At 69.5% G+C, this 23226-nt stretch carries 24 protein-coding genes; 9 read left to right on the top strand and 15 right to left on the bottom strand.

The features are described from left to right. Positions 1–107: 107 nt before the first annotated feature. Positions 108–251 (top strand): hypothetical protein, encoded by a 144-nt coding sequence (locus ACQQ2N_RS20405; RefSeq protein ID WP_440223418.1) that lies wholly within the window; start codon positions 108–110, stop codon positions 249–251. A gap of 89 nt (positions 252–340) precedes the next feature. Here ACQQ2N_RS20405 and ACQQ2N_RS20400 read toward each other — a convergent pair whose 3' ends face one another. The 3 genes from ACQQ2N_RS20400 to ACQQ2N_RS20390 form a co-directional block, all read right to left on the bottom strand. After that, entirely contained in the window at positions 341–1363 is a 1023-nt protein-coding gene (locus tag ACQQ2N_RS20400; RefSeq protein ID WP_440223417.1) for an alpha/beta hydrolase, read from the bottom strand. A 207-nt stretch (positions 1364–1570) separates the two neighbouring features. Next, positions 1571–2050: a carboxymuconolactone decarboxylase family protein gene (locus ACQQ2N_RS20395; protein WP_440223416.1), complete on the bottom strand. Its 480-nt coding sequence runs from the start codon at positions 2048–2050 to the stop codon at positions 1571–1573. A 70-nt stretch (positions 2051–2120) separates the two neighbouring features. Then, positions 2121–2552: a DoxX family protein gene (locus ACQQ2N_RS20390; RefSeq protein ID WP_440223415.1), complete on the bottom strand. Its 432-nt coding sequence runs from the start codon at positions 2550–2552 to the stop codon at positions 2121–2123. A 158-nt stretch (positions 2553–2710) separates the two neighbouring features. Here ACQQ2N_RS20390 and ACQQ2N_RS20385 point away from each other — a divergent pair, with 158 nt between their 5' ends. Both ACQQ2N_RS20385 and ACQQ2N_RS20380 read left to right on the top strand, forming a co-directional pair. Then, complete coding sequence (locus tag ACQQ2N_RS20385; RefSeq protein ID WP_440225814.1) at positions 2711–3634, top strand: LysR substrate-binding domain-containing protein; 924 nt, start codon at positions 2711–2713, stop codon at positions 3632–3634. 35 nt (positions 3635–3669) lie between these two features. Then, positions 3670–4227: a YdeI/OmpD-associated family protein gene (locus tag ACQQ2N_RS20380; RefSeq protein ID WP_440223414.1), complete on the top strand. Its 558-nt coding sequence runs from the start codon at positions 3670–3672 to the stop codon at positions 4225–4227. Here ACQQ2N_RS20380 and ACQQ2N_RS20375 read toward each other — a convergent pair whose 3' ends face one another. From ACQQ2N_RS20375 to ACQQ2N_RS20340, 8 genes are all read right to left on the bottom strand, one after another. After that, positions 4228–4668 (bottom strand): MarR family winged helix-turn-helix transcriptional regulator, encoded by a 441-nt coding sequence (locus ACQQ2N_RS20375; RefSeq protein ID WP_440223413.1) that lies wholly within the window; start codon positions 4666–4668, stop codon positions 4228–4230. A 225-nt stretch (positions 4669–4893) separates the two neighbouring features. Continuing rightward, positions 4894–5253, bottom strand: a complete 360-nt coding sequence (locus ACQQ2N_RS20370) for a hypothetical protein (RefSeq protein WP_440223411.1) — start codon at positions 5251–5253, stop codon at positions 4894–4896. Between the two features lie 705 nt (positions 5254–5958). Beyond that, complete coding sequence (locus ACQQ2N_RS20365; protein WP_440223410.1) at positions 5959–7386, bottom strand: DUF1501 domain-containing protein; 1428 nt, start codon at positions 7384–7386, stop codon at positions 5959–5961. A 5-nt stretch (positions 7387–7391) separates the two neighbouring features. Beyond that, positions 7392–9212: a DUF1800 domain-containing protein gene (locus ACQQ2N_RS20360; RefSeq protein ID WP_440223409.1), complete on the bottom strand. Its 1821-nt coding sequence runs from the start codon at positions 9210–9212 to the stop codon at positions 7392–7394. A gap of 112 nt (positions 9213–9324) precedes the next feature. Continuing rightward, a complete protein-coding gene (murB, locus tag ACQQ2N_RS20355; RefSeq protein ID WP_440223407.1) occupies positions 9325–10368 on the bottom strand; it encodes a UDP-N-acetylmuramate dehydrogenase in 1044 nt (347 codons plus the stop codon). Further along, positions 10365–11387 carry a quinone-dependent dihydroorotate dehydrogenase gene (locus ACQQ2N_RS20350; RefSeq protein ID WP_440223406.1) on the bottom strand — a complete coding sequence of 341 codons (1023 nt, stop codon included), beginning with the start codon at positions 11385–11387 and terminating at the stop codon, positions 10365–10367. The genes murB and ACQQ2N_RS20350 overlap by 4 nt, the downstream gene beginning before the upstream one ends. Positions 11388–11397: 10 nt before the next feature. Then, on the bottom strand, positions 11398–11676 hold the full coding sequence (locus tag ACQQ2N_RS20345; protein ID WP_440223405.1) for a DUF4190 domain-containing protein: 279 nt from the start codon (positions 11674–11676) through the stop codon (positions 11398–11400). A gap of 60 nt (positions 11677–11736) precedes the next feature. Beyond that, complete coding sequence (locus tag ACQQ2N_RS20340) at positions 11737–12222, bottom strand: cytochrome C (protein WP_440223404.1); 486 nt, start codon at positions 12220–12222, stop codon at positions 11737–11739. Between the two features lie 91 nt (positions 12223–12313). Here ACQQ2N_RS20340 and ACQQ2N_RS20335 point away from each other — a divergent pair, with 91 nt between their 5' ends. Further along, the gene (locus ACQQ2N_RS20335; RefSeq protein ID WP_440223403.1) at positions 12314–13096 is read left to right on the top strand and encodes an SIR2 family NAD-dependent protein deacylase; all 783 of its coding nucleotides are present in this window, start codon (positions 12314–12316) and stop codon (positions 13094–13096) included. 10 nt (positions 13097–13106) lie between these two features. Then, positions 13107–14072, top strand: a complete 966-nt coding sequence (gene pip / locus ACQQ2N_RS20330) for a prolyl aminopeptidase (protein WP_440223402.1) — start codon at positions 13107–13109, stop codon at positions 14070–14072. Positions 14073–14174: 102 nt separating this feature from the next. On the opposite strand, the gene ACQQ2N_RS20325 is transcribed toward pip, so the two are convergent. The 3 genes from ACQQ2N_RS20325 to ACQQ2N_RS20315 form a co-directional block, all read right to left on the bottom strand. Next, positions 14175–15155: an IS110 family transposase gene (locus ACQQ2N_RS20325; RefSeq protein ID WP_440223401.1), complete on the bottom strand. Its 981-nt coding sequence runs from the start codon at positions 15153–15155 to the stop codon at positions 14175–14177. A 365-nt stretch (positions 15156–15520) separates the two neighbouring features. Next, positions 15521–15832, bottom strand: a complete 312-nt coding sequence (locus ACQQ2N_RS20320) for a PsiF family protein (RefSeq protein ID WP_440223400.1) — start codon at positions 15830–15832, stop codon at positions 15521–15523. Positions 15833–16069: 237 nt separating this feature from the next. Beyond that, entirely contained in the window at positions 16070–17557 is a 1488-nt protein-coding gene (locus tag ACQQ2N_RS20315) for an aminotransferase class III-fold pyridoxal phosphate-dependent enzyme (RefSeq protein WP_440225812.1), read from the bottom strand. Between the two features lie 255 nt (positions 17558–17812). Between ACQQ2N_RS20315 and ACQQ2N_RS20310 the strand changes: the two genes are divergently transcribed. Genes ACQQ2N_RS20310 through ACQQ2N_RS20295 form a run of 4 tightly spaced genes read left to right on the top strand, consistent with a single transcriptional unit; the run spans position 17813 to position 22540 of the window. Then, positions 17813–18712 carry an ATP-binding cassette domain-containing protein gene (locus tag ACQQ2N_RS20310; RefSeq protein WP_440223399.1) on the top strand — a complete coding sequence of 300 codons (900 nt, stop codon included), beginning with the start codon at positions 17813–17815 and terminating at the stop codon, positions 18710–18712. After that, a complete protein-coding gene (locus tag ACQQ2N_RS20305; RefSeq protein WP_440223398.1) occupies positions 18712–19479 on the top strand; it encodes an ABC transporter permease in 768 nt (255 codons plus the stop codon). Before ACQQ2N_RS20310 ends, ACQQ2N_RS20305 begins: the two co-directional genes overlap by 1 nt. Positions 19480–19490: 11 nt before the next feature. Then, on the top strand, positions 19491–21353 hold the full coding sequence (locus ACQQ2N_RS20300; RefSeq protein ID WP_440223396.1) for a CIA30 family protein: 1863 nt from the start codon (positions 19491–19493) through the stop codon (positions 21351–21353). Next, positions 21350–22540 (top strand): sensor histidine kinase, encoded by a 1191-nt coding sequence (locus ACQQ2N_RS20295; protein ID WP_440223395.1) that lies wholly within the window; start codon positions 21350–21352, stop codon positions 22538–22540. The genes ACQQ2N_RS20300 and ACQQ2N_RS20295 overlap by 4 nt, the downstream gene beginning before the upstream one ends. Before the next feature lie 88 nt (positions 22541–22628). Here the strand turns inward: ACQQ2N_RS20295 and ACQQ2N_RS20290 are convergent, their stop codons facing one another. Further along, positions 22629–23219: a HutD/Ves family protein gene (locus tag ACQQ2N_RS20290; RefSeq protein WP_440223394.1), complete on the bottom strand. Its 591-nt coding sequence runs from the start codon at positions 23217–23219 to the stop codon at positions 22629–22631. Between the last annotated feature and the right edge of the window lie 7 nt (positions 23220–23226).

The following is a 23226-nucleotide window of genomic DNA, read 5'->3' as shown; positions in this document are numbered from 1 at the left end:
CGAGGCGCGCAGCATAGCGCCGGTCGCTAAAGATCCTGACAGCGGCGATACGCGCGGCGCGTTCAAATGGCCTCGCCTGGTTGGCAGGCGACGACTGGAGAACGGCGATGGCCGAGAAGACGTGTGCAGCGTGCGACTACCCGCTCGACGGCACCGCGATCAGCGTGAAGATCGGCGGCAAGACGGTGGAGGTCTGCTGCGAGGAGTGCGCGGTGAAACTGGGCGAAGCCTACGCGCAGGCGCAGGTCTGACGCGCGATGCGCCGCAGGGTGGGCCCGCCCTGCGTGCGCGTCGGTGGTGGAATGCGGCGATCGATCATGATCGCCGCGTGAGGAGACGCTTACTTCAGGTGATCGCGCAGGCCGGCACCGGCCTGGTCGAGCGCGTCCTGCACGGCCGGTACGGTGCTCAAGGCGTTGAGCAGGCCGTAGTCGTGGATGAGGCCGTTGTAGCGCGTCACGGTGACGTCGACGCCCGCGGCATCGAGCTTGCGGCCGAACGCTTCGCCTTCGTCGCGCAGCACGTCGAGTTCGGCAGTCTGGATCAGCGTCGGCGCGAGGCCGGCGAGTTGCGCGCTTGTCGCGCGCAGCGGCGAGGCGAGGATCTCCGCGCGCTGCTTCGGATCGGTCATGTACGCATCCCAGAACCATTTCATCATCGCGCGCGTCAGGAAGTGCCCGTTCGCGTAGGTGTCGTAGGAGGCCGTCGTGAAGTCCGCGTCGGTGACCGGCCACAGCATGAGGTTGTAGCGGATCGCCGGTGTGCCGGCCTGCTTGGCCTGCAGCGCGACCGCGGCGACCATGTTGCCGCCGACGCTGTTGCCGGCCAGCGCGAGGCGCGTGCCGTCGACGCCGATCTGCGCGCCGTGCTCGGCGACCCAGCGCGTCGCCGCGTAGGCCTGGTGGATCGCGACCGGATACTTCGCTTCTGGCGAGGGCGTGTAGCCGACGTAGACCGCAGCCGCACCCGAGGCAACGACGAGATCGCGGATCAGGCGCTCGTGGGTCGGGAAATCACCGAGCACCCAGCCGCCGCCGTGGAAGAACATGAAGACCGGCAACATCTGGTCCTTCGTGCCTTGCGGACGCACGACGACGATCTCGAGCGGCTTGCCGTCGGCCTGGATCGTCGTGCGCGTTACCTCGGCAGGCGGCAGCGTCGCGCCGGCCTGGGCATCGACGAGCACCTGGCGCGCGGCCTGCGGCGAGAGCTGTTCGATCGGCGTGCCGCCGCTGCCGTTGAGGGCCTCGAGGAAGCCCGCGACCGGGCGCAGCGGCGTGGCGGGTTTCGCGGTCGGCGCGGCGTGGGCGAGCGAGGTGGTGGCGACGAGGCCGGCGAAGATGGTGGTGCGGAGCATGGACATGGCGGTTCTCCGGGAGCGTAGGTGGGAAGGCGGTGTCGGGTGACGGCGGACACTGTGCGCGCGTCGGGTGATCGAATGGTCACGTTTCGTGCTTGAAACTTGATTCATCGTCCTTTCGGTGGGCGCGTCGGCTCGGGCGGCGAGCGCCGTCGACAGGGTGGTGTCATCGGGGAGGGCCGCGGCGACGAGGCGCCGCGGCCGGGAAGGTCAGGCCAGGTTGGCCTTGTCGAGCCCGTAGGCCTTGTCGGCCGAACCGGGCACGGTCTTGAACGCGACCGCGAGACGGTTCCAGCCGTTGATCTCGATGATCAGCATCGACAGGTCCGACAGCTCCTGCTCGGAGAGGTGTTCGCGCACGGCGGTGTAGATCGCCTCGGGCACGCCGTGGTCGGACAACTTCGTGAGCGCTTCGGTCCATTCCAGCGCGGCGCGCTCGCGCTCGGTGAAGAGGTTGGACTCGCGCCACACGGCGAGGTGGAACAGGCGCAGCGCGCGTTCGCCGTCGATCGTCGCCTCCTTGACGTGCATGTCGACGCAGAACGCGCAGCCGTTGATCTGCGAGGCGCGCGTGGTGACGAGGTGGCCGAGCTCGGCGACGATCGGCTGCTGCTTCACGGCATCGTGGAAGGCGGTGTACTTCGCGGCGGCATCACGCGAGACGCGGAAGTAGTTGAGGCGGGCACTCATGGCGTTCTCCTGGAAAGGGATGGATGTCGATGCGGAAGAAGGACGCCGCCCCCGAGGGGCGGCGCCACGTTCAGCCCATGCGCAGCGCGGCGGTGGCCGTCGCGCGCTTCGGCTCGGGCGCCTGCGCGGCGACCATGAGCAGCGCGCCGAGGATCGCGAGGTTCTTGAGGAAGGCGGTCTGCTGCTCGGCGAACTGCGCGGCGTCGACGTTCCAGAACGCGTGGAAGATCAGCGTGGTCGGGATCGTGAACGCGGCGAGCGCGAGCGCGGCCCAGCGCGTCCCGAAGCCGACCATGAGCATGACGCCGGCGACGAGTTCGAGCGCGATCGCAGCCGTGAGCAGCGCCGGTGCCGCGGGCAGGCCGAGGCTGGCCATCCAGCCGGCGACGTGGTCGAAGCCGCCGATCTTGTTCCAGCCGGAGACGGCGAACAGCAGGCCGACCAGGGCCGGGGCGATGTGGCGGGCGGCGAGCGGGAGGGCGTTGGCGAGCGTGGTGTTCATGGCGGGCTTCCTTGTGTGAGATCGATGGATTCGATGCTGGCGGGCGATGCCGGGATCTGCTGCAATCGCCGTCGTGGCGGGGTGATGGACAGTCTGCGCGCCATGCCTCGACACGAAAAGCGAGCCGTTTGCATGCCAATCATCGAAAAAATCGAATGCTGAGAATCAGCCTCGATGCACTGCAGGTGCTCGATGCGATCGACCGCCGCGGCTCGTTCGCGGGCGCGGCGAAGGCGCTGCATCGCGTGCCGTCGACGATTTCCTACACCGTGGCCACGCTCGAGGAAGGCCTCGGCGTGACCCTGTTCGAGCGGCTCGGGCCACGTGTCGTGCCGACCGATGCAGGACGCGAGCTGCTGCGCGAAGGCCGCCACCTGCTCAAGGCCGCACAGGATCTCGAGCACCGCGTGCGACGCGTCGCGACGGGCTGGGAAACCGAGTTCGCGATCGGCCTCGATTCGGTGTTCCCGCCGATCGCGTTGTTCGACGACATCGAGGCCTTCCACGCGGTCGCGCCGGGCACGCGCCTGCGTGTCGCGCAGGACGTCATGTCGGGTGCATGGGAAGCGCTGCTCGACGAGCGCGTCGATCTCGTCGTCGCGGCGGGCGAGGGACCTTCGGGCGGCGGCTACGCGTCGACGCCGATCGGCCACCTCGCCTTCGTGTTCGCGGTGGCACCGACGCATCCGCTCGCGGCGATCGACCGCGCGCTGCGCAAGGACGACCTGCAACCGCATCGCGCGGTCGTCGTCGCCGATTCGGCGCGGCGCCTGCTCGCGCGCACGGTCGGCCTGCTGCACGGCCAGGACACGTTGACCGTGCCCGACATGGCCACGAAGTACCGCTGCCAGGTCGCCGGGCTCGGCTTCGGCTTCCTGCCTGTCGCGCTCGCGCGCCCGGCCATCGAGGCGGGCCTGCTCGTGGTGAAGGACGTCGACGAGCCACGCGCGCCCGAGGCGTTCCATCTCGCGTGGCGATCGCAGGAATCGGGTGCCGCCCTCGCGTGGTGGCGTGCACGCTTCGGCGACGACGCGGTGCGCGAGCGCCTGATCGCCTCGGTCGGCATGCTCGCGGCGGTCTGAGCGTGGGTGCGCGTGCGCGATGCTAGATTAGGCCGATGGCGACGACTCCGACCCCCGTGCGCATTGTGTTCAAGGCGACGCTCCAGCGTCCCGCCGAGCCGAAAGGCGCGACGTGGACGTTCCTCGTGCTGCCGAAAACCGCGAGTGCGAAGCTGCCGACGCGCAGCATGACGAGCGTCGACGGCACGCTGGCCGGGCACGCGTTCCAGGCCACGCTCGAGCCCGACGGCGAGGGCAGCCACTGGCTCAAGATCGAGAAGAAGCTGCGCGAGGCCGCGGGCGTCGAGGTCGGCGACAGCGTCGAACTCACGATGACGCCGGTCGCGAAGGAGCCGGAACCCAAGCTGCCGCCCGACCTGCGCAAGGCACTCGCCGACGAGCCCGCCGCACGTGCGACGTGGGACGACATCACGGCCGTCGCGCGGCGTGACTGGATCCACTGGATCACCTCGGGCAAGAAGGCCGAGACGCGCGTGAAGCGCATCGCCACGGCCTGCGACATGCTCGCCTCGGGCAAGCGCCGCGCCTGCTGCTTTGACCGTTCGGGCACCTACAGCAAGGGCAACATGGGTGCGCCGGTCGCGGCCGACTGATCAGGTGCCGCGCGCGGCTTCGGCGACGATGCGGTAGAACGAGAGCACGGTTTCCATGTCCTGTGCGGAGAGCTCCGCGAAGGTCGCCTCCCGCAGTTCGGTGAGCCGCTCCTCGAGCTGCTGCCGAAGTGCTTCGCCTTCCTCGGTCAGCGAGAGGCGATTGGCACGGCGATCGTAGGGGTCCGGGTCGCGACGCACGAGCCCGGCCTCGCCGAGCTTGTCGAGCGTGCGTACGAGCGTGGGCCCTTCGACGCCGATCAGCTGGGCGAGATCGACCTGGCGGATGCCGCCGCCGGTGCGCCCGATCATCAACAGCGGCGTGGTCATCGCATTGGAGATACCGTGCCCCGACAAGGCGTTGTCGACGACACGCTGCCACAGGCGGGCCGACAGGATCAGGCCGGACGAAACCTGCAGGCGGAGGTCTTCCATCGAGCGCATGCTTGAATCATAGCGAGCTATTAGTGAGCGTGCTATTCACTTGCCGATCACATGGTCCCGGATCACGCCGGGCGGCGTGTGGTGCCGGCGATGTCGTGGTGGCGCCGGCGGAGCGGGATGGACCAGGGAGATGGCGCGCAGGGGCGCTTGCGGGCCGATGGCCGGGCGTATCCCGTTCCGGGGCGGCGTGGCGCGGGTGGGGTCCCCCGCGCCACGTCGCGCGGATCAGACGACGAGCGACTGCTCGGCGTCCTGGATCTTGCGGCGCGCGAGGGCGAGGTTGGCGCGCGACTTGTCGAGCACGTAGTACAGGAACAGGCCCGGCTTCTTCGCCGACGGACGAAGGATGTGGTACTGGCGGCCGAGCGTGATGAGGATGTCGTCGATCGAATCCTTGATGCCGAGCGCGTGCATGGCCTTCATCTTGGCGCGCATGACTTCGGTATTGCCGGCCGCGGCGAGTTCGAGGTCGACGCCGGTGCCGGCCGAGCCAAGCAGCATGCCGCTCGTGTAGTCGACGAGCGCGGCGCAGAGCGAGCCGTCCTGGGAGATGAGGTCGTTGAGGGTTTCGTTGAGGTTCGACATGGCGCGGTTCCTTGGCGAGGGCGTTGGAGGGCGTTGCCCGTCAGTTCCGTCAGATCCGCGGGTGAAAGTGATCATACATGATCATAAATGATCTTCAACGTCATCAAGAATGGCGAGGTGTCATTTTTTTGTGGCTTGGGTGGCGTTTCCGGGACGGTATCGGCAGCGGGACGGCCATGCAGGCGCGTCAAGCGTCGCCGTGCACGCGCCCCGGCGGTAGGGTCCATCGCATTGAGCGCCTCGCGCCGTCGTTCCGGCCCCTTCGAACAGCTGCAGGGCAGGTCAGGGGCGAGTCGTCTCGGATCCTTCCGGCGAGAACGACGATGGGATGCCGATCCGTCCGGAGCGGTGCTCGGCCGGACATCCCGCTCGATGTCGGGAGCCGTACCGATTCACGTGCGCAGGCACGTCGGGCGCCCGGCGCGTGTTCGCGCCGGCGTGGACAAGGTCCCGAAAGCCGCTCGTCATTCCCTCATCGGGTGGATGCGTTGCTCGATGGGGCGCAGCGCCGGTGGTCCAGGATTCTCCGGCTGCCGGAGCCGGGTTCCCGTCGTGCGGATGCCGACACGCCTCTGCTCACGGAGACGAAACGGCGCGGGGACGATCGATCCGCGGACCGGAACGCATGCCATCCGGCATCGGTCGGCCGGGCCGCTGCTCGACGCGACGCCCCATGCACGAATGCATGGGGCATGCGCCGGTGCGTCACGCTGCTTCGAAGGTGCCGCGGAAGATGCGGTCGAACGAGTTCGTGTAGTCGGGCGTCATGTCGGTGCCCTGGAAGATGCCGAGCGGCGAGTAGCCCGAGTACGCCGGAAAGATGTAGCCGAGGCGGTTGTTGCCGGCGCGACGGATCAGTGCTTCGGACAGCACGCGGCGGAAATCGGTGGTGACGCGCACGTCCTCGCCCTCGAACAGGGCTTCACCGGCCAAGCCCGCGAACGTCTGACGGCCATAGACCTGGCCACCGTTCACGGAGCCGCCGAGCACCATCATCATGTTGCCGTAGCCATGGTCGGTGCCGCCGCTGCCGTTGGCACGCAGTCGGCGACCGAACTCGCTCATGACGACGATGCTGGTGCGGTTCGCGAACGCGTTGGCGCCGGTGCCGTTGAGGTCCTGGTAGAACGCGGCGAGTGCGTTGGAAAGCGCCTCGACCGAATTGCCGAACGGGTCGTAGCTCGCGGTCGGCACGCCCTGGCCGTTGTGCGTGTCCCAGCCGCCGTAGTCGAGTGCGGCAACGCGCATGCCGACGTTGGCCTTGATGAGCTGGGCGATCATCTTGAGCTGGTTGCCGAGGCCGTCAGTCGGATATGCGGCACCGTTGGCAGGAGCGTAGCCGCCCGGATTCGACGTCGCGTTGTAGGCGCCGAAGTTCATCGGGCGCACGATCGACAGCGCGTCGAGGGTCTGGCGGCCTGCGGCCTCGAGCGGGTTGTTGCCGGCCCACAGTTCGGGCAGGCGTTCGACGAGGCCCTGGAAGCCGTTCGGCGGCGTGTCGTAGCGGTCGCGCGAGTTCCAGTTCCACGCCGACTGGTCGATGCGGAAATCGCCGCCGCTGCCCATCGTGATCGATTCGGTGCTCGCGATGAGGCTATTGGCCGTGATGCTGCCCGCCGACACCGCGGGGATCGTCACGTTGGCCGGCAGGCCGGCGCTGGCGAGATGTCGCGTGAGCCAGCCGCTGCTGATGCTCGTCGAGCCGGGCGTGCCGTACTCCATGGTCTGCTGGGCGTCGAAATGACTGCGCGTGACCGGTGCCGGCATGCCTGCGCCGATCACGACGGCGAGCTTGTTCTGCTGGTAGAGCGTGTGCAGGCGCGAGGCGCGCGGATGCAGGCCCGAGGTCGCATTCGCACTCGCGGAGTTGGCGAGCGCGAGGGCTGCGCCGGTGCCGCTGACCGGCACGCGCAGCGTCGGGCGCGCCGCTTCGTAGTAGTTGCGGTCGTTGCCGCTGATCGGCGGCACGAGGCTGAGGCCGTCGATGCCGCCGCGCAGGAACACGAGCACGAGCGTGTCGTAGGTGTTGACCTCGGGCTGCGCGAACGCGACGCGCGCGCCGGGCACGATGCCGGCGGTCAGCGAGCCGACGGCGCAGGTCTTGAGGAAGTCGCGGCGGTCGAAGGTGGTCATGGCCATCACCTGCGGAAGTTGTCGGCGCACATGAGGATCATGCCCACCGCGGTGCGCAGCCGCTGCTGGGTGTAGTGGAGCTTTAGGTTGTTCGCGTTCCAGGCATCGGTCGTGATGTCGATGACTTCGCTCGCACTGGCGTTCTGTTGCAGGAAGCTCGTCGCGACGCTGTAGACGGGTTCAGGGCGGTAGCCGAGCAGGCGGTCGCACCAGTACCCGATGATCGCGGGCGCGTTGCGGGCCGAGGTGGTCGGGAACGCGGTCTCGGTCTGCACCTTGATGTCGGAGACGTACGGAAAGGTCTGCCCGCTCGCGTAGCCGGTGCGCATCTCGGGGAACCACGACAGCATCTTGAGCGTGCTCGCGAGCGAACCCGTGCTGGCCCAAGCGCTCTGGCGGTCCGGGTAGCCGTTCGGCGGATTCCAGTAGAACGAGCGGTGGCCGGCCATCTGGATCAGCCACTGGTAGCGCTCGGTGACGGTCCATTCGCTCGTGTTGTCGGGCTTGGGCGTGTAGTTCGCGGCGAGGCCGCGCAGCGCGCCCATCGCGACCTCGAACGGCCGGCGCATGCCGCCGCCCCAGCTCGTCTTGAACTCGTTGCTCGTCAGGATCGTGCGCAGCATGCGTGCGATCTGGTCGGGCGCGTCGATGTTGTTCGCGAAGTCGAGCGCGACGGCATCGATGATCGCCTGCGACGGCGAGTCGCCGATGAAGCGCCGGCACATCTTGGTCGCGATGTGTTTGGCGGTGCCCGGATGCGCACACAGGCGGTTGAAGACGTCGCGACCGTCCTGCATCGCCGGCTGGTTGTTCGGCGGGATGTAGAGTCCGAGGAAGATCTTGTTGCGGCGGTCGTGCCAGTCGGCACGGTAGACGAACGTGCCGTCGTTCTCGGTCGGGTACTGCCAGTAGCCGTTCTTGATCGTCCAACCGGTCAGCGCGGCGGCGGCCTCGTAGACGTCGTTGTCGACGTAGCCGGCCGGCACCGTGCCGGGACAGTGGATGTTGGCGGTGAGGCAGGGCACCTGGAACGGATCGCCCGGGCCGAAGTAATTGGCGACGCCGAGCGTGTGCAGTTCGATGAGTTCGCGCGCGTAGTTCTCGTTGAAATCGGCGCCGCGGCTTGCGTAGTTGTCGAGGTAGAGCTGCATCGCGGTCGACGTGGCGACCTGCTCGAGCATCGTGCGGAAGTTGCCGAACGCGTTCGGGCGGATCACGTCGCGGTCGTAGTGCACGAGCACCGGGGCGATGTCGTAGTCGAAGCCGAACACGCTGAAGTGGTCGTGCCAGAAATTGACCATGCGCTCGAACAGATGCCGCTTGCTGTAGATCGCGCGGATGATCGTCGTGCACTCGGTCTCGTTGGCCGGGAGCATGCGCACGTAGTACTCGGGATCGGCACGGACGTGGTCGTTCCAGAGCTGCGGCAGCGTCTTGTTGATCGTCAGGAAGCCGGCTGCACTGATGCGGTTCGTGCAATCCGTGTCGGCGATCGTCGCGGGCGCAAGCTGCTGGTTGATCCAGGTCTGCCACTTCGCGTCCATCGTGCTGCCCGACAGCGCGAGGAACGCCGCACCGTCGGCCGTGGAGTAGCCGAACGTCCCCTTCGTGATCCAGCGCACGAAGTCGGGCGGCGTCGCATGGGTCTGCGGCAGCGCATCGGGCGATTCGGGCTCGACGAGGCTCTTGTCGATCGCCTCCTTGCCTGGGCGATGCATCGCGGTGGCGGGGGCGACGGAATCACCGAGGCCGACGGCAGCGCCGAGGGCGGTGAACAGTTTGCGGCGCGCGTTGAGCAACGGCGACGTGGCGGCGGCGGTCGTCATGCGGTCTCCCCGGGCGCGACCCGGTCCATGGAGAGGGGGAATGAACGCACGATAACGACGGAACGTCGCTGCAATTGTGACCGCGAGCGCGAAACCCGCCGGAAAAACGTTTTCAGGAGCGCTTGCCGACGATCCTGGGCTCGGCTTCGAGGACCACGCCGAAGCGCTCCTTCACGGTTCGTGCAACGTGCTTCGCGACGCCGAGCAGCGCCGCGCCGGTCGCGCCGCCATGATTGACGAGCACGAGCGCGTGCTGCGCCGAGATGCCGGCGGCGCCGTCGCGATAACCCTTGAGGCCGGCCTGTTCGATGAGCCACGCCGCCGAGAGCTTGACCATGCCGTCGACGGACGGCCATGCCGGCATGCCCGCGTGGGCGCCGCTCAGCGTGGCGGCGAGATCGGCCGCCACGACGGGATTCTTGAAGAAGCTGCCTGCGTTGCCGATCACGGCGGGGTTCGGCAGCTTGCGCGTACGCAGGCGCGCGACGGCTTCGGCGACGCGCGACGCGGTCGGCTCGCCGTCGCCCAGCGTGGCGAGCTCGTCGCGGATGCCGGCGTAGTCGACGCGCAACGGTGCGTCGCGTGCGAGTTCGAAGTCGACCGCGGTGATCAGGTATCGATCCGGTTCGCGCTTGAACAGCGAGTCGCGGTAGCCGAACGTGCAGGCCGTCGCGTCGAGCACGCGCGCGTGACCGTCGTGGCGGTCCCACACGTGCACGGCCGCGATCGTCTCGGCGACCTCGACACCGTAGGCGCCGATGTTCTGGATCGGCGCTGCGCCGACCGTACCCGGGATCAGCACGAGATTCTCGAGGCCGCGATACCCGCGCGCGAGCGACCAGTGCACGAAGTCGTTCCAGTTCTCGCCGGCGGCGACGCGTAGGCGTGTGCGCTGCCCGGATTCGCCGAGCACGTCGATGCCGCGCGTGGCCATCGACAGCACGATGCCGGGCCAGTCGCCCGCGAAAAGAAGGTTGCTGCCCTCGCCGAGAACGAGCAGCGGCAGTGCGCCGAACGCTGGCAGCTCGAACAGCGCAGGCAACGCAGAGACGTCGTGCACGTCGACGAGGATCTCGGCGCGCGCGGCGACACGCAGCGTGTTGCGACCTTCGAGTGCGGCATCGTCGAGGATGACGCAGCCGGGGATCTGCGTCATCGCATCGACCTGCGCAACGACTCGACGCACTCGGCGACGAGCGCGGGTCCGCGGTAGACGAGGCCCGTGTAGAGCTGCACGAGCGAGGCGCCGGCCTCGCGCTTGGCGAGCGCGTCGGCACCCGAGAGGATGCCGCCGACGCCTATCACCGGCACGCGATCGCCGAGGCGACGCACCATGCCGGCGAGCACTGCGGTCGAGCGCGCGAACACGGGGCGTCCCGACAGGCCGCCGGTCTCGTCCGCGTGGCGGGCACCGGCGACCGCGTCGCGCGCGATCGTCGTATTGGTGCAGATCACGCCGTCGACCGAACACGAGACCAGCACCTCGGCGATCGCGTCGAGCTCCGCTTCGGTGAGATCCGGTGCGATCTTGAGCAGCATCGGCTTGCGCGCGCCGTGGCGCGCGGCGAGCCGCTCCTGCGCCTCGCGCAGCGTGGCGATGAAGCGGCGCAGCGTCTCTTCTTCCTGCAGGTCGCGCAGGCCTTGCGTGTTCGGCGAGGAGATGTTGACGGTGACATAGCTCGCACGTGCGTAGACGCGTTCGAGGCAATGCAGATAGTCGTCGACCGCGCGCTCGTTCGGCGTGTCCTTATTCTTGCCGATGTTGATGCCGAGCACTCCGCCGAAACGCGCGCGCTCGGCATTGCGCACGAGCGCGTCGACGCCTTCGTTGTTGAAGCCGAGGCGGTTGATGACTGCCTCGTGCGCGGGCAGGCGGAACATGCGCGGTTTCGGATTGCCGGCTTGTGCGCGTGGCGTCGTCGTGCCGACCTCGATGAAGCCGAAACCGAGCGCGGCGAGCGCGTCGACGTGCGCGGCATTCTTGTCGAGGCCGGCGGCGAGGCCTACGGGGTTCGGGAGTTCGAGGCCAAACGCACGCACGGGCAGGTCTGCCGCACGGCGCGCAACGAGGCCCGTCGCGCCGACGCGGCCGGCGGCGTCGAGCGCGCGCAGGGTCAGGTCGTGGGCGCGCTCGGCATCGAGGCGGAACAGCGCGTGTCGAAGCAGGCCGTACACGTCGCGCGCCTCAGGGCTTCATGAACGTGAGGCCCCAGCCGATCAGGCCGACCAGGGCGATCATGACCAGCACGGTCGCGGCGATGTTGATGTAGCCGAGGATCAGGCCGGCCAGGGCCATGCCGTCGCCCTCGATCGCACCCTGCGGTGCGCGACGGATCTCGCTGCGCGCGATGTGGCCGCAGATCACCGCGACGATCGCCCCGATGACGGGCAGCGCAACCCACGACACGATGCCGAACACGAGGCTCGCGATCGCGGTGCCGCTGGTGGTGGTCGGTGCGTGCATCCGGGGCTCCTGAAGGGGCGCGCAGTGTAACCGAGCGTCGCCACGGGAGCCCTGCGCAGGTCAGCGCAACGCGCCCGGCGGCATCGCCGGCAGGGTCAGGCGGAACACCGGCAAGGGCGGCTCCCGGCCCGGCGGCAACGCGGTCGGTGCGGGCGAGCCCGGCTCGCCGAGCGCGCGCGTGAAGTGCCACAGCGCAGCGAGATCGGCGTCGCTCATCGCGTTGAGCGACCAGTACGGCATCGGCGGGCGCAGCACGACGCCGCGCGCCCATGCGGTCCACGCCGGCAGGTCCATGCGTGCGATCGTGAGGCGCAGGTTGGGGGCGTAGGTCGTGCCCCACGGCCCTGCATAGCCGAGCGTGTCGCCCTTGAGCCATTCGGTCTCGGGGACCTTGCCTCCGCGTGTCGTGAAGCCCGCGGTGTGACAGTCGTTGCAGCCGGCGACGACGGCGAGGTAGCGGCCGCGTGCAAGCGTGGCGTCGTCGGCGGCGTGGGCCATGCCGAGGGCCGACAGGAAGGTGAGGGCGAGGGTAGCGGCGAGGCGCATGGTCGTGTCCCGATCGTCGAGGAGATGCGGACGAGGACGCGGGCGTGCACGGTTTCCTATCATCGGGGTCCCGACGATGCGGAGACGCCGCATGCACGACCGCTCCGCCATCGCCACCGCGCTTGCCGCGCGCATTGCCGCGGCCCACCGTGTCCTCGTGCTGAGCGGTGCCGGGATGTCGGCCGAAAGCGGTATTGCGACGTTCCGTGGCGGCGACCACGGCCTGTGGGCGCGCTTCGATCCGCAGGCACTCGCGACGCCCGAGGCGTGGCGTGCCGATGCGCCGCTGGTCTGGGGCTGGTACCGCTGGCGCATGGCCGGCGTGCGCGACGCGCAGCCGCACGCGGGGCATCGCGCGATCGCGGCGATGGCGTCGCGTGCCGAGATCGCCGTCGTGACCCAGAACGTCGACGACCTGCACGAACGCGCCGGCAGCGTGGACGTCGTGCACCTGCACGGCGAACTGTTCGCACTTCGCTGCGATCGCTGCGACATGCGTGCCGGCGAGCCGCCGCCACGAGTCGACGCCGCCGCGACGGAGCGCGAGACGCCGCCCGCGTGTGTCTGCGGCGGCCGCGTGCGGCCCGGCGTCGTGTGGTTCGGCGAATCGCTGCCCGAGGCGGCATGGCGTCGTGCGGTCGCGCATGCCGGGTCCAGCGACGTCGTGCTCGTCGTCGGCACCTCGGGCCTCGTGCAGCCGGCCGCGAGCCTGCCCGGACTCGCACGGCGCGCCGGCGCCTTCGTCGTCGAGATCAACCCGCAGCCGGGCTTCCGTGCCGACGAGGTCGACCTGCACTGGCGCGACACCGCCGCGCATGCGCTGCCGGAGCTCGCCGCCGCGCTCGATGCGCAGCTCGCGGAGGCGAGCGGTTAGACTTGCGCGCATGACCACGAACGACTCGGCCGCGCGCCGCACCCTGTATCCCGACATCGAACCGTTCGACAGCGGTTTCCTCCAGGTCTCGCCGCTGCATCACGTCTACTACGAGCAGTGCGGCAACCCGCGCGGCAAGCCCGTCGTGTTCCTGCACGGCGGTCCCGGTGCGGGCTGCAGTCCGAAGTCGCGGCGCTTCTTCGATCCCGCGCACTACCGCATCGTGCTGTTCGACCAGCGCGGCTGCGGGCGCTCGACGCCACACGCCGAACTGACCGACAACACGACCTGGCACCTCGTCGCCGACATCGAGGCGATCCGCGACCATCTCGGCATCGACCGCTGGCAGGTGTTCGGCGGCTCGTGGGGCTCGACGCTCGCGCTCTCGTACGCGCAGACGCATCCGGAGCGCGTGAGCGAGCTCGTGCTGCGTGGCATCTTCATGCTGCGCCGCTGGGAGCTCGAGTGGTTCTACCAGAAGGGCTGCGACGCGCTGTTCCCGGATGCGTGGGAGACGTATCTGTCGGCGATCCCGGAAGCCGAGCGCGGCGATCTCATGAGCGCCTACCACCGCCGCCTGACCAGCCAAGATGCGGCCGTGCGCCTCGCCGCGGCCAAGGCGTGGTCGGTGTGGGAGGGCTCGACGAGCTTCCTGCTGCAGGACCACGCGCACATCAACGGCACCGCGCAGGACGAGTTCGCGCTCGCGTTCTCGCGCATCGAATGCCACTACTTCGTCAACGGCGGCTTCTTCGACCACGACGACCAGCTGCTGCGCAACGTCGATCGCATCCGCGCCATCCCGACGGTCATCGTGCAGGGCCGCTACGACGTGGTCTGCCCGATGCGCAGCGCCTGGGACCTGCATCGCGCCTGGCCCGAAGCCGACCTGCGCATCGCGGTCGACAGTGGCCACTCGGCGTTCGAGCCCGGCATCCTGCACGAGCTCGTCGAGGCGACCGACCGCTTCCGTTGATGCGGTGCGGGCCAGGCCCGCGCCGGCGTTCACCGGCTTTGCCGACGGCGGAATCCGCTTCGCGGGTTCCGCCCTACGAAGAACGGGTAGATACCGTCTTGCCTACGTCCCCGCAAGCGCTCGTTGCGGATCGAAAGGCTTGCCGGATCGGAGCACCCCCCAGACGATGTGCAGGAGCTTGCGCATGGCCGCGCAGACGGCGCGTTTGCCGGTCTTTCCGCGTTCCTTGAGTCGTTGCGCGAGTGCGGCGACGGCGGGGTTGTGCTTCATGGCGGAGATGGCGGGGAAGAAGAGCTTGGCGCGCAGGTCGGCGTTGCCGATGCGCGAGATGCAGACCTTGCCTGCGTAGCGGCCGGATTGGCGCTGTGCGGGATTGAGTCCGGCATACGCCACGATCTGACGCACGTCCGTGTACGTGCTCAGGTCACCCAGCGTGGTCATCAGCACGGCGCTGGTCGCTTTTCCGATGCCGGGGATGCTGGTCAACAGATCGTTGCGGCCGCGCAGGTCGGGATCGTCGTCGATGTGATCGCGGATGGCCTTTTCGGTGTGCCGGATCTGCGTGTCGAGCAGCGTGATGACTTCGTCGATGCCGTCGGTCACGGAGGCATCGGCCACGTCGCGGCGGTTGGCCTCCATCTGGCGCATGTCCTTGAGGTCTTCCAGCCGTCGCACGAGCGCACGCAGCCTCGCCTCGGAGGGCGTGGGCGGGATGTAGCGCTGCAGGGGTGCCTGGGTGGCCTGCTGGGCGAGGAAGAAGCGCGCGATGAGCTTGGCATCGGTGCGGTCGGTCTTGGTGCGTGACAGCTCGCTGATGCCAAAGGCCTTGATCCTGGCCGGGTTGATCGCGAACACCGTGACGCCGGCTTCGTGAAGCGCGCGCGCGAGGGCTTCGTGATACGTGCCGGTGGCCTCCATGCACACCGCCGCTTCCGGGGCGTGCTGCTGCCGCCACGCCAGCAGCTCGTTCCAGCCTGCGGCAGTGTTGGCGATCTTGCCGCGTGTGCGGAACTTGCCGTTGCCCAGCGGGGCGGCCACGTCGAAAGACGCCTTGGCCACGTCCACGCCGATGACCTGTGTCATGGGAGTACTCCTGAAATCCGAGGACGATCTGCAAGCGCCCGGAATCCCGCCAGACTTGCCCTTGCGATGCGCTGGCTCACGCCGAAGCGGGCCGAAGATACCGTTCAAGTTCGAGGCGAGAGCAAGAACCCTGACGCGCTGCATCTACAAAACGAGCTCGGAGGCTCAAGGGCGGAAACGGCGTCGTCAGGGTTTCCCGAGTGTCACCGGGACAATGATCGCCTGATCGGGGCGAGCATCAAGACACAAGGGCGGAACCGCCGCAGGCGATTCCGCCGCGTCGGGTGTTGTGGCCTCGCAACGTGCGGCTCGCAACACGCGAACGGTTGCGGGGATTCCGCGTTACGGCCGATCCGACGCCGTCTTCACGACGTCGCGGCAGGCTTCGCGCTCAGGCAGCTGCTCATGTAGGCCTTGCGTGCCTCGCCCTTGAGCTCCTTGGCGGTGGCCGAGGCGTTGCAGGTCTTCATCTTGTCCTGCTGGGTCTGCGCCGGCGTCTCGCCCTTGAGGCAGGCGCTCATGAACGTCTTGCGTTCGTCGCCGGTCTTGCCGGTCGCCTGCTGGTTGCAGTCGGTCATGCGCTGCTGTTGCGTGGTGGGCGCCTTCTCGGCGGCATGCAGCGGCATCGCCGCGAGGCCGAGCGTCAGCGCGAACGCGATCGTGGTCCGGAGGATCATGTCGGGGTCTCCCGCACGTGGGTCCGGTGCCGCCCGGCACCGGTGCGCGCGAGTCTACGCCTCGTGGGGCGCACGGATGGGAGGGACAAGCATGGGGTCAGGTTCAAGAATGGGGTCAGGTTCATTTTTCCCTTATCGCCCCACCTGTCGTGATGGGCGCGTGGGAAAAATGAACCTGACCCCAGCTCATGGCGGTCTCGCCGTCGGCGCGGGCCGTAACGGCCCGCGCCGGGTCGATCAGGCCGCTTCGGCGCGCGTGCCCTTGGCCTGCTGGCCGAGGCGCGGGCCTTCGGTCAGGGCGCGGCGCACGCCTTCGACGAGCAGCTCGACCTCGTCGGTCGTGATCGCGAAATGCGGCGTGAAGCGCAGCGAGTTGGCGCCGCCGTGGATGACGCCCCAGCCGTGCTCGCGCATCCACTCCTCGGTGCTGCCGGCGCCGTAGCACTTGAACTCGGGCGAGAGCTCGCACGAGAACAGCAGGCCGGTGCCCTGGACCTTGGTGATGTAGCCCGGCAGCTCCGCCTTGAGGGCCTCGAGGCGGGCGAGGAACTCCTCGCCGCGCTTGCGGATGTTGTCGCGGATCGCCGGCGTGAGCATGTCGAGCACCGTGCAGGCGACGTCGAGCGCACGCGGGTTGGTCGTCATCGTGTTGCCGTAGACACCCTTGCGGTACAGCGCGGCGGTCGGTTCGGTCACGGCGAGCACCGAGAGCGGGTACTGGCCGGCGTTGAGCGCCTTGGAGTAGGTCTCCATGTCCGGCGGGTCGATGCCTTCGAAGTCCGGGTAGTCGACGATCGACAGCACGCCGTGCGCACGCAGGCCGGCCTGGATCGAGTCGACCAGCAGGAGCGTGCCGTGGGCGCGCGTGAGCTCGCGTGCGGCGTCGTAGAACGCGCGCGTGACGGCACGGCCCGGATCGCCTTCGCCCATGACCGGCTCGAGGAACATCGCCTCGATGAACCAGCCGTTGCGGTCGGCGTCGGCGAACACCTGGCGCAGCTGGTCGACGTCGTACGGCTCGACCGTGACGAGGCTGCGCTCGTCGCGGAAGCTCGCGAGGTTCTGCACGTAGGCCTTGCGCGTGGAATCCGAATACACGGCCGGACGCTCGGTGCGGCCGTGGAACGCACCCTTGACGGCGAGGCGCTTGATCTCGCGGCCGGCGTGGCGCGCGCCGGTGTCGGTCATGAGCTTGGCGTTGACGTCGGCGATGCGCGAAGCGAGCGAGACCGACTCCGAACCCGAATTGAGGCACAGGAAATGCGTGAACGGCGAGCCGCCGCGCGTGTGGCCGATCTCGGCCTTGAGCGCCTTGGCGAGGCGCAACTGGGCGAGGTTCGGCGTCATGACGTTGGCCATGACCTGCGGGCGCGCGAGCACCTCGAGGACCGGCGTCGGCGCGTGGCCGAAGCCGAGCATGCCGTAGCCGCCCGAATCGTGGACGACCGCGCCCTTGGTGGTGACGACCCACGGACCGCGCGCGGCCAGCGCGACGAACGGGTTGACCGCGTCGTCGGCGTAGAAGTTGACGAAATCGGCCTGCACGGCGGCCATCTGGGCATTCTCGTCGAGCGCGAGGAACGCGGCATCGCTGGCGCGCAGCGCCTCGAACGCGGCATGCGCGTCGTCGATCGCGGCGACGAGGTCCGCATGCTGCGCGGCGAGCGCCTCGATGCGCGCATCGGCGAGGCCGGGGCTGCGCACGGAGGTGCCGTGGGCACGCATCGCGTGCAGTTTCGTCAACGACGCATTCATTCGCATTCTCCAAAAGCGGCGGCCCGCGCCGTGGAACGTCGCGGGCCGAGCAGGCTTAACTATTGATTGGGTTGATAAAAACGTGGCGCGAAGCCTATCACGGCGCGGTTTTGGGCGGTACCCCCGGCGGGCCATGACGCTTGTCACATGCGCGGCCTGACCGCTGCGACTGCCGCGCCGGGCCGCGCTCGACGAGCATGCTCCCATCGCCACGGGAGATGCCGCATGACCCACGACCGTTCCACGCCGCTGGCCGCACTGGCCGAGGTGCGCAAGCGCTACGGAAGCCATGTCGCGCTCGACGGCTTCTCGCTCGAGCTGCGCGCCGGCGAGCTGCTCGCGCTGCTCGGCCCGAACGGCGCCGGCAAGACCACCGCGATCGGCCTGCTGCTCGGCCTCGCCGCGGCCGACGAGGGCCGCGCGAGCCTGTTCGGCGAGGCGCCGCAGGTGCTCGCCGCGCGCCGCCAGGTTGGCGTCATGCTGCAGAGCGTCGGCATCGCCGACACCTTGCGCGTCGGCGAGCTGCTGGACCTGACACGCAGCTACTACGCGCAGCCGCGCAGCGTCGCCGACTGCGTGGCGCTGGCCGGCCTCGACGGCCTGCTCGACCGGCGCTACGGCAAGCTCTCGGGCGGCCAGCAGCGCCGCGTGCAGTTCGCGCTCGCGATCTGCGGCCGTCCCCGCGTGCTGTTCCTCGACGAGCCGACCACGGGCCTGGACATCGACGCGCGCCAGCGCCTGTGGGCGGCGATCCGCGAGCTCGTCGCGGACGGCTGCGCGGTGTTGCTGACCACGCACTACCTCGAGGAAGCCGAGGCACTCGCCGATCGCGTCGTCGTGCTGCAGCGCGGGCGCACGGTCGCGGAAGGCAGCGTCAACGAGATCCGCGCGCACGTCGCCCAGCGCCGCATCCGCTGCGTCAGCCGCGTCGATGCCGCCGACGTCGCCGCATGGCCGGGCGTGCGCAGCGCGACGCGTGACGGCGATCGGCTCGACGTCGTCGCTGATCCTGCCGAACCCGTCGTGCGCCGCCTGCTCGATGCCGACGCCACGCTCGCCGATCTCGAAGTGCAGCGCGCCGGCCTCGCCGACGCCTTCCTCGAACTGACCCGGGATGCCGCCTGATGAACACCACGACGCTCGATGCCGGTTTCCGCCTGCGTCCGTACCTGCTCGAAGCCAAGTACGAATTCCTCGGCCTGCTGCGCACGCCGTCGTACGTGCTGCCGGCGCTGCTTTTCCCGTCGCTGTTCTACGTGCTGTTCGGCGTGCTGCTCGGCGGTGGACGCGGCGGTGGCGAAGCTGCGCGCTACCTGCTCGCGACCTACGGCGTGTTCGGCATCATGGGCTCGGCGCTGTTCGGCTTCGGCGTGACCATGGCGCTCGAGCGCGAACGCGGCCTGCTCGTGTTCAAGCGTGCGCTGCCGGTGCCGCCCGGCGCGGTACTCGTCGCCAAGATGGTCATGGCGATGCTGTTCGCGACGATCATCTCGGTGATGCTGGCCGTGCTCGCCGCGAGCCTCGGCGGCGTGCGCCTCTCGCCGCTGCAGTGGGGCGGGCTGTTCCTCGTCAACGTGCTCGGCACGCTGCCGTTCTGCGCGATCGGCCTGTGGATCGGTGTGCACGTCGGCGGCCAGGCCTCGCCCGCGATCGTCAACCTGATCTACCTGCCGATGGCGTTCCTGTCCGGTCTCTGGATGCCGCTGTCGATCCTGCCCGCGATCTTCACCAAGCTCGCGCCGGTGTGGCCGTCGTTCCACCTGTCGCAGATCGCGCTCAAGATCGTCGGACGCGACGCCGGCGGCAGCCTCGCGATGCACCTGGGCGTGCTCGCCGTGGTGACGGTCGCGTTCTTCGTGATGGCGCGGCGCCGCCTCGCCGACGTCGGTTGAGGAGGACGATCATGCGCTCGAAGACTTCGCTCATCGCCGGGCTCTCCGTGGTCGCCGTGCTCGCGATCGCGGTCGTGATGCAGGACACCACGCCACCTTCGACATCGAAGCCCGAAACGGGGCCCGCGCTTCCGGCCGGCAACACGTTCGTCGTGCGCGGCGCGCGCGTGTTCGACGGCGAGCGCGTGCTCGAGGCGACCGACGTGCTCGTGCGCGACGGCCGCATCGCCGCGATCGGCACGCAGGTCGATGCGCCCGGTGTCGAGACGGTCGACGGCAAGGGCCGCACGCTGATGCCGGGCCTCATCGACGCGCACGTGCACAGCTGGGGCGAGGCCCGCCGCGAAGCGCTGCGCTTCGGCGTCACGCTCGCGATCGACCTGCACGGCGATCGCGGACGCCTGGCCACGTTGCGCCGCGAGCGCGAGGGCATGGAGCGCACCGCCGAGGCCGACCTCTGGGCCGCCGGCGTCGCGGTGACCGCGCCGGGCGGCCACGGAACGCAGTACGGCATGCCGGTGCCGACGCTCGCCGAGGGCGACGACGCGACCGCCTTCGTCGATGCGCGCGTCGACGAAGGTGCGGATCTGGTCAAGCTCATCGTCGAGGATCTCTCCGCGCACAGCACGACGACGCGCTGGCCGACGCTGTCGCCGGCCCAGGTCGAGGCCGTCGTCGCGGCCGCGCACCGGCGCGGCAAGCGCGCGATCGTGCACGTGTCGAAGCAGGACGACGCGCGCATGGCCGCACGCGCCGGCGCCGACGGCCTCGCGCACGTGTTCGTCGATGCGCCGGCCGACGACGCCTTCGTCGCACTCGCGCGCGAACGCGATCTCTTCGTGGTGCCGACGCTGTCGGTGTTCGCGGCCGGCAGCGGCGCGGGAGACGGTCGTTCGCTGGTCGCCGATGCACGCCTGCGGCCGTTGCTCTCGGCCGCGCAGGTGCAGACGCTCGAGGCCGCATTTCCTTCGCTGCACGCGCATCCCGAGTATCCGGGCGATGCGCTCGCGTCGGTGCGGCGCCTGCATGCGGCCGGCGTGACGATTCTCGCCGGTACCGATGCGGGCAATCCGGGCACCGCGCACGGCGCGAGCCTGCACGGCGAGCTCGAACTGCTCGTGCGCGCAGGCCTCACGCCGCTCGAGGCCCTCGCGGCGGCGACGTCGCGCAGTGCCGACCGCTTCGGCATCGACGACCGTGGCCGCATCGCCGAGGGACGCCGCGCCGACCTCGTGCTCGTCGACGGCGATCCGACCTCCGACATCCGCGCGACGCGCGCGATCGTCGCGGTCTGGAAGAACGGCTACGCGGTCGAGCGTCCACGTGCCGGCGAGTCGAAAGACGCCGTCGACGTGTTGCCCGCGAATGCACGCATCGCCGACTTCGACGACGGCGCCGTCACGGCCGCGTTCGGTTCGGGCTGGCACGAGACCACCGATGCGGTCATGGGTGGCCGCTCGACGGTGCGCCATGCGCTCGTCGCGGGCGGCGCGGTCGGCAGTGCGGGAGCGCTCGAGGTCTCCGGCGAGATCGCCGCAGGCTCGGCGTATCCATGGGCCGGCATCGCGTTCCTGCCGGCGCGCACGCCGATGGGTGCGGTCGACGCACGCGCGAACACCGAACTCGTCTTCCATGTGCGCGGCGATGGGCGCGAGTACCAGGTCATGCTGATGTCCGGTCCGACGATGCAGGGCATGCCCGCGATGCACGCGTTCACGGCAGGTCCGGAATGGACCCAAGTGCGCTTGCCGCTGGCCGCGTTCGGCGGCGCCGATTTCGCCCAGCTGCGTGCGATCAGCTTCGCCGCCGGTGCGCCGGCCGGCGCGTTCCGCTTCGCGATCGATGCGGTAGAGTTGCGCGGGAGCCGGCCATGAACGCCCTGCGCACGATGATGATCACCTTGCTGGCGCTGCGCCGCCGCCTGATCCCCGACGACCTCGGCCTCGGCTGGACGCCGGTGTGGCTGCTCGGCTACCTCGTGTTCCTGTTCGTGCCGATGGTGTTCGCCGACACCACCGGACCGCGCTGGGGCGAGCGTCCGGCGATGCTGCCTGCGACGCTCGTCACGATCGTCGCATTCCTGCCGATCTACGTGCTGAGCTTCCGGCTGCGCACGACGTTCGCGCGCACGCTGTGCATGCTCGGCATCGCGGCGCTCGGCTACGCGCTGCTGCCGATCAACCCGTTCAGCAACACCTACATCATCTACGCGCTCGCCACGGCCGCCTTCATCGGCGGCCCGTTCGGACGCCGTGCGGCGTGGGCGGCGCTGATCCTGGCGTTGTTCCTCGCCCAGGTGCTCGCCTTGCGCTATCCGCTGTTCGTGTTCGCGGTGACGCTGATCGTCGGCATCGCGGTGTTCCTCGGCAACCACTTCTTCGTCGAGACCACGCGCAAGCGCGCCGAACTCAAGCTCTCGCACGACGAGGTGCGCCGGCTTGCCGCGCTCGCCGAACGCGAGCGCATCGGCCGCGACCTGCACGACCTGCTCGGCCACACGCTGTCGCTCGTCGCGCTCAAGTCCGAGCTCGCGGGCAAGCTGCTCGATCGTGACCCGCAGGCCGCGCGCCACGAGATCGACGAGGTCACGCGCGTGGCGCGCGATGCGCTCGCGCAGGTACGTCGCGCCGTGACCGGCATCCGCGCCGCGGGCCTCGCCGCCGAACTCGCCTCGGCCAAGCTGCTGCTCGAGGCCGATGGCGTGTCGCTGCACTACGAACTCGACGCGACGTCGCTGCCGGCCGACCTCGAGACCGCGCTCGCACTGACCGTGCGCGAAGCCGTCACCAACGTGCAGCGCCATGCGCGTGCACACCGCGTGCGCATCACGGCGACGCGCGATGCCACGCACGCGCGGTTGAGCATCGTCGACGACGGCCGTGGCGGCGCGATCGTGCCGGGCAACGGCGTGAGCGGCATGCGCGAACGCCTCGAGGCGCTCGGCGGCGGCCTGCGCATCGACGCGGTCGCGGGCCGCGGCACGACGCTCGAGGCCGAGCTGCCGCTGCATGCAGACGACGCACCGCGCGGCGTGCTTGCGGAGTCGCCGCGAGCGGGTTGAGGGTGGCGCTCGCGCGGTCGAATGGTGATCAGGCGGATCGAGAGGAACAGACTGTCCGGTCGGGCAGGGCGCGTGCGTCGCGCCCGCATCAGGCGTCGATGTCGCGAAACGTCACGAGCACGAGTTCGCCTGCACCGTCGATGACGAGGCGTTCGCCGGCCGCGGGCGAGGCGATCACGGTGTCGCCCTGGCGCGCGTCGAGGCGGGCGTCGCCGGTGCGGAACGTCGCCTGGCCCGACCACACGTGCACGAGACGCAGCGTGCGGGCCTGGCCGAACACGAGCATCGCGCCGGCGAGCGGTCGCGCAAGGGTTTCCGCGACGACAGCGTCACGGCGCGCCATGACGTTGAAGTCGCGCGTCGCGCCGGCCAGCAGGCGGCAGTCGACGCTCGATTCGCCCGTGAAACGCACGCCTTCGAAGCGCTGGCGCAGCGTGCGCGTCGGCGCATCGTCGATGTCGAGCTCGATGCCGTTGCCTTCGAGCAGCAGCAGGTCGCGATCGACGCCCGGGAATGAGGAGAACGGGCCGTCGCGTTCGATCTCGGCGATGCTGACGCGCCAGCGGAACGCGCCGCCGACGGCCTCGGGATCGGCCGGATCCGACGCGATCTGCGTGGTCCAGCCGCCGTCGTTCTTCCAGCGCGTGCGGCGGTAGTCGTGCGGGCGCAGCAGGCGCATTGCGCGG

The organism is Dokdonella aquatica, from assembly GCF_051987395.1.
In the GTDB taxonomy this organism is placed as follows: Bacteria; Pseudomonadota; Gammaproteobacteria; order Xanthomonadales; family Rhodanobacteraceae; genus Dokdonella.
Note: the sequence above shows the minus strand (reverse complement) of the source record. Positions and strands in the feature narration are given on the sequence as shown.

Bases quoted from the DNA above. Each gene is read 5' to 3' on its own strand.
- ACQQ2N_RS20405 (WP_440223418.1), top strand. From the start codon at position 108: ATGGCCGAGAAGACGTGTGCAGCGTGCGACTACCCGCTCGACGGCACC.
- ACQQ2N_RS20400 (WP_440223417.1), bottom strand. From the start codon at position 1,363: ATGTCCATGCTCCGCACCACCATCTTCGCCGGCCTCGTCGCCACCACC.
- ACQQ2N_RS20395 (WP_440223416.1), bottom strand. From the start codon at position 2,050: ATGAGTGCCCGCCTCAACTACTTCCGCGTCTCGCGTGATGCCGCCGCG.
- ACQQ2N_RS20390 (WP_440223415.1), bottom strand. From the start codon at position 2,552: ATGAACACCACGCTCGCCAACGCCCTCCCGCTCGCCGCCCGCCACATC.
- ACQQ2N_RS20380 (WP_440223414.1), top strand. From the start codon at position 3,670: ATGGCGACGACTCCGACCCCCGTGCGCATTGTGTTCAAGGCGACGCTC.
- ACQQ2N_RS20375 (WP_440223413.1), bottom strand. From the start codon at position 4,668: ATGCGCTCGATGGAAGACCTCCGCCTGCAGGTTTCGTCCGGCCTGATC.
- ACQQ2N_RS20370 (WP_440223411.1), bottom strand. From the start codon at position 5,253: ATGTCGAACCTCAACGAAACCCTCAACGACCTCATCTCCCAGGACGGC.
- ACQQ2N_RS20365 (WP_440223410.1), bottom strand. From the start codon at position 7,386: ATGACCACCTTCGACCGCCGCGACTTCCTCAAGACCTGCGCCGTCGGC.
- ACQQ2N_RS20360 (WP_440223409.1), bottom strand. From the start codon at position 9,212: ATGACGACCGCCGCCGCCACGTCGCCGTTGCTCAACGCGCGCCGCAAA.
- murB (WP_440223407.1), bottom strand. From the start codon at position 10,368: ATGACGCAGATCCCCGGCTGCGTCATCCTCGACGATGCCGCACTCGAA.
- ACQQ2N_RS20345 (WP_440223405.1), bottom strand. From the start codon at position 11,676: ATGCACGCACCGACCACCACCAGCGGCACCGCGATCGCGAGCCTCGTG.
- ACQQ2N_RS20340 (WP_440223404.1), bottom strand. From the start codon at position 12,222: ATGCGCCTCGCCGCTACCCTCGCCCTCACCTTCCTGTCGGCCCTCGGC.
- ACQQ2N_RS20335 (WP_440223403.1), top strand. From the start codon at position 12,314: ATGCACGACCGCTCCGCCATCGCCACCGCGCTTGCCGCGCGCATTGCC.
- pip (WP_440223402.1), top strand. From the start codon at position 13,107: ATGACCACGAACGACTCGGCCGCGCGCCGCACCCTGTATCCCGACATC.
- ACQQ2N_RS20325 (WP_440223401.1), bottom strand. From the start codon at position 15,155: ATGACACAGGTCATCGGCGTGGACGTGGCCAAGGCGTCTTTCGACGTG.
- ACQQ2N_RS20320 (WP_440223400.1), bottom strand. From the start codon at position 15,832: ATGATCCTCCGGACCACGATCGCGTTCGCGCTGACGCTCGGCCTCGCG.
- ACQQ2N_RS20315 (WP_440225812.1), bottom strand. From the start codon at position 17,557: ATGCGTGCCCACGGCACCTCCGTGCGCAGCCCCGGCCTCGCCGATGCG.
- ACQQ2N_RS20310 (WP_440223399.1), top strand. From the start codon at position 17,813: ATGACCCACGACCGTTCCACGCCGCTGGCCGCACTGGCCGAGGTGCGC.
- ACQQ2N_RS20305 (WP_440223398.1), top strand. From the start codon at position 18,712: ATGAACACCACGACGCTCGATGCCGGTTTCCGCCTGCGTCCGTACCTG.
- ACQQ2N_RS20300 (WP_440223396.1), top strand. From the start codon at position 19,491: ATGCGCTCGAAGACTTCGCTCATCGCCGGGCTCTCCGTGGTCGCCGTG.
- ACQQ2N_RS20295 (WP_440223395.1), top strand. From the start codon at position 21,350: ATGAACGCCCTGCGCACGATGATGATCACCTTGCTGGCGCTGCGCCGC.
- ACQQ2N_RS20290 (WP_440223394.1), bottom strand. From the start codon at position 23,219: ATGCGCCTGCTGCGCCCGCACGACTACCGCCGCACGCGCTGGAAGAAC.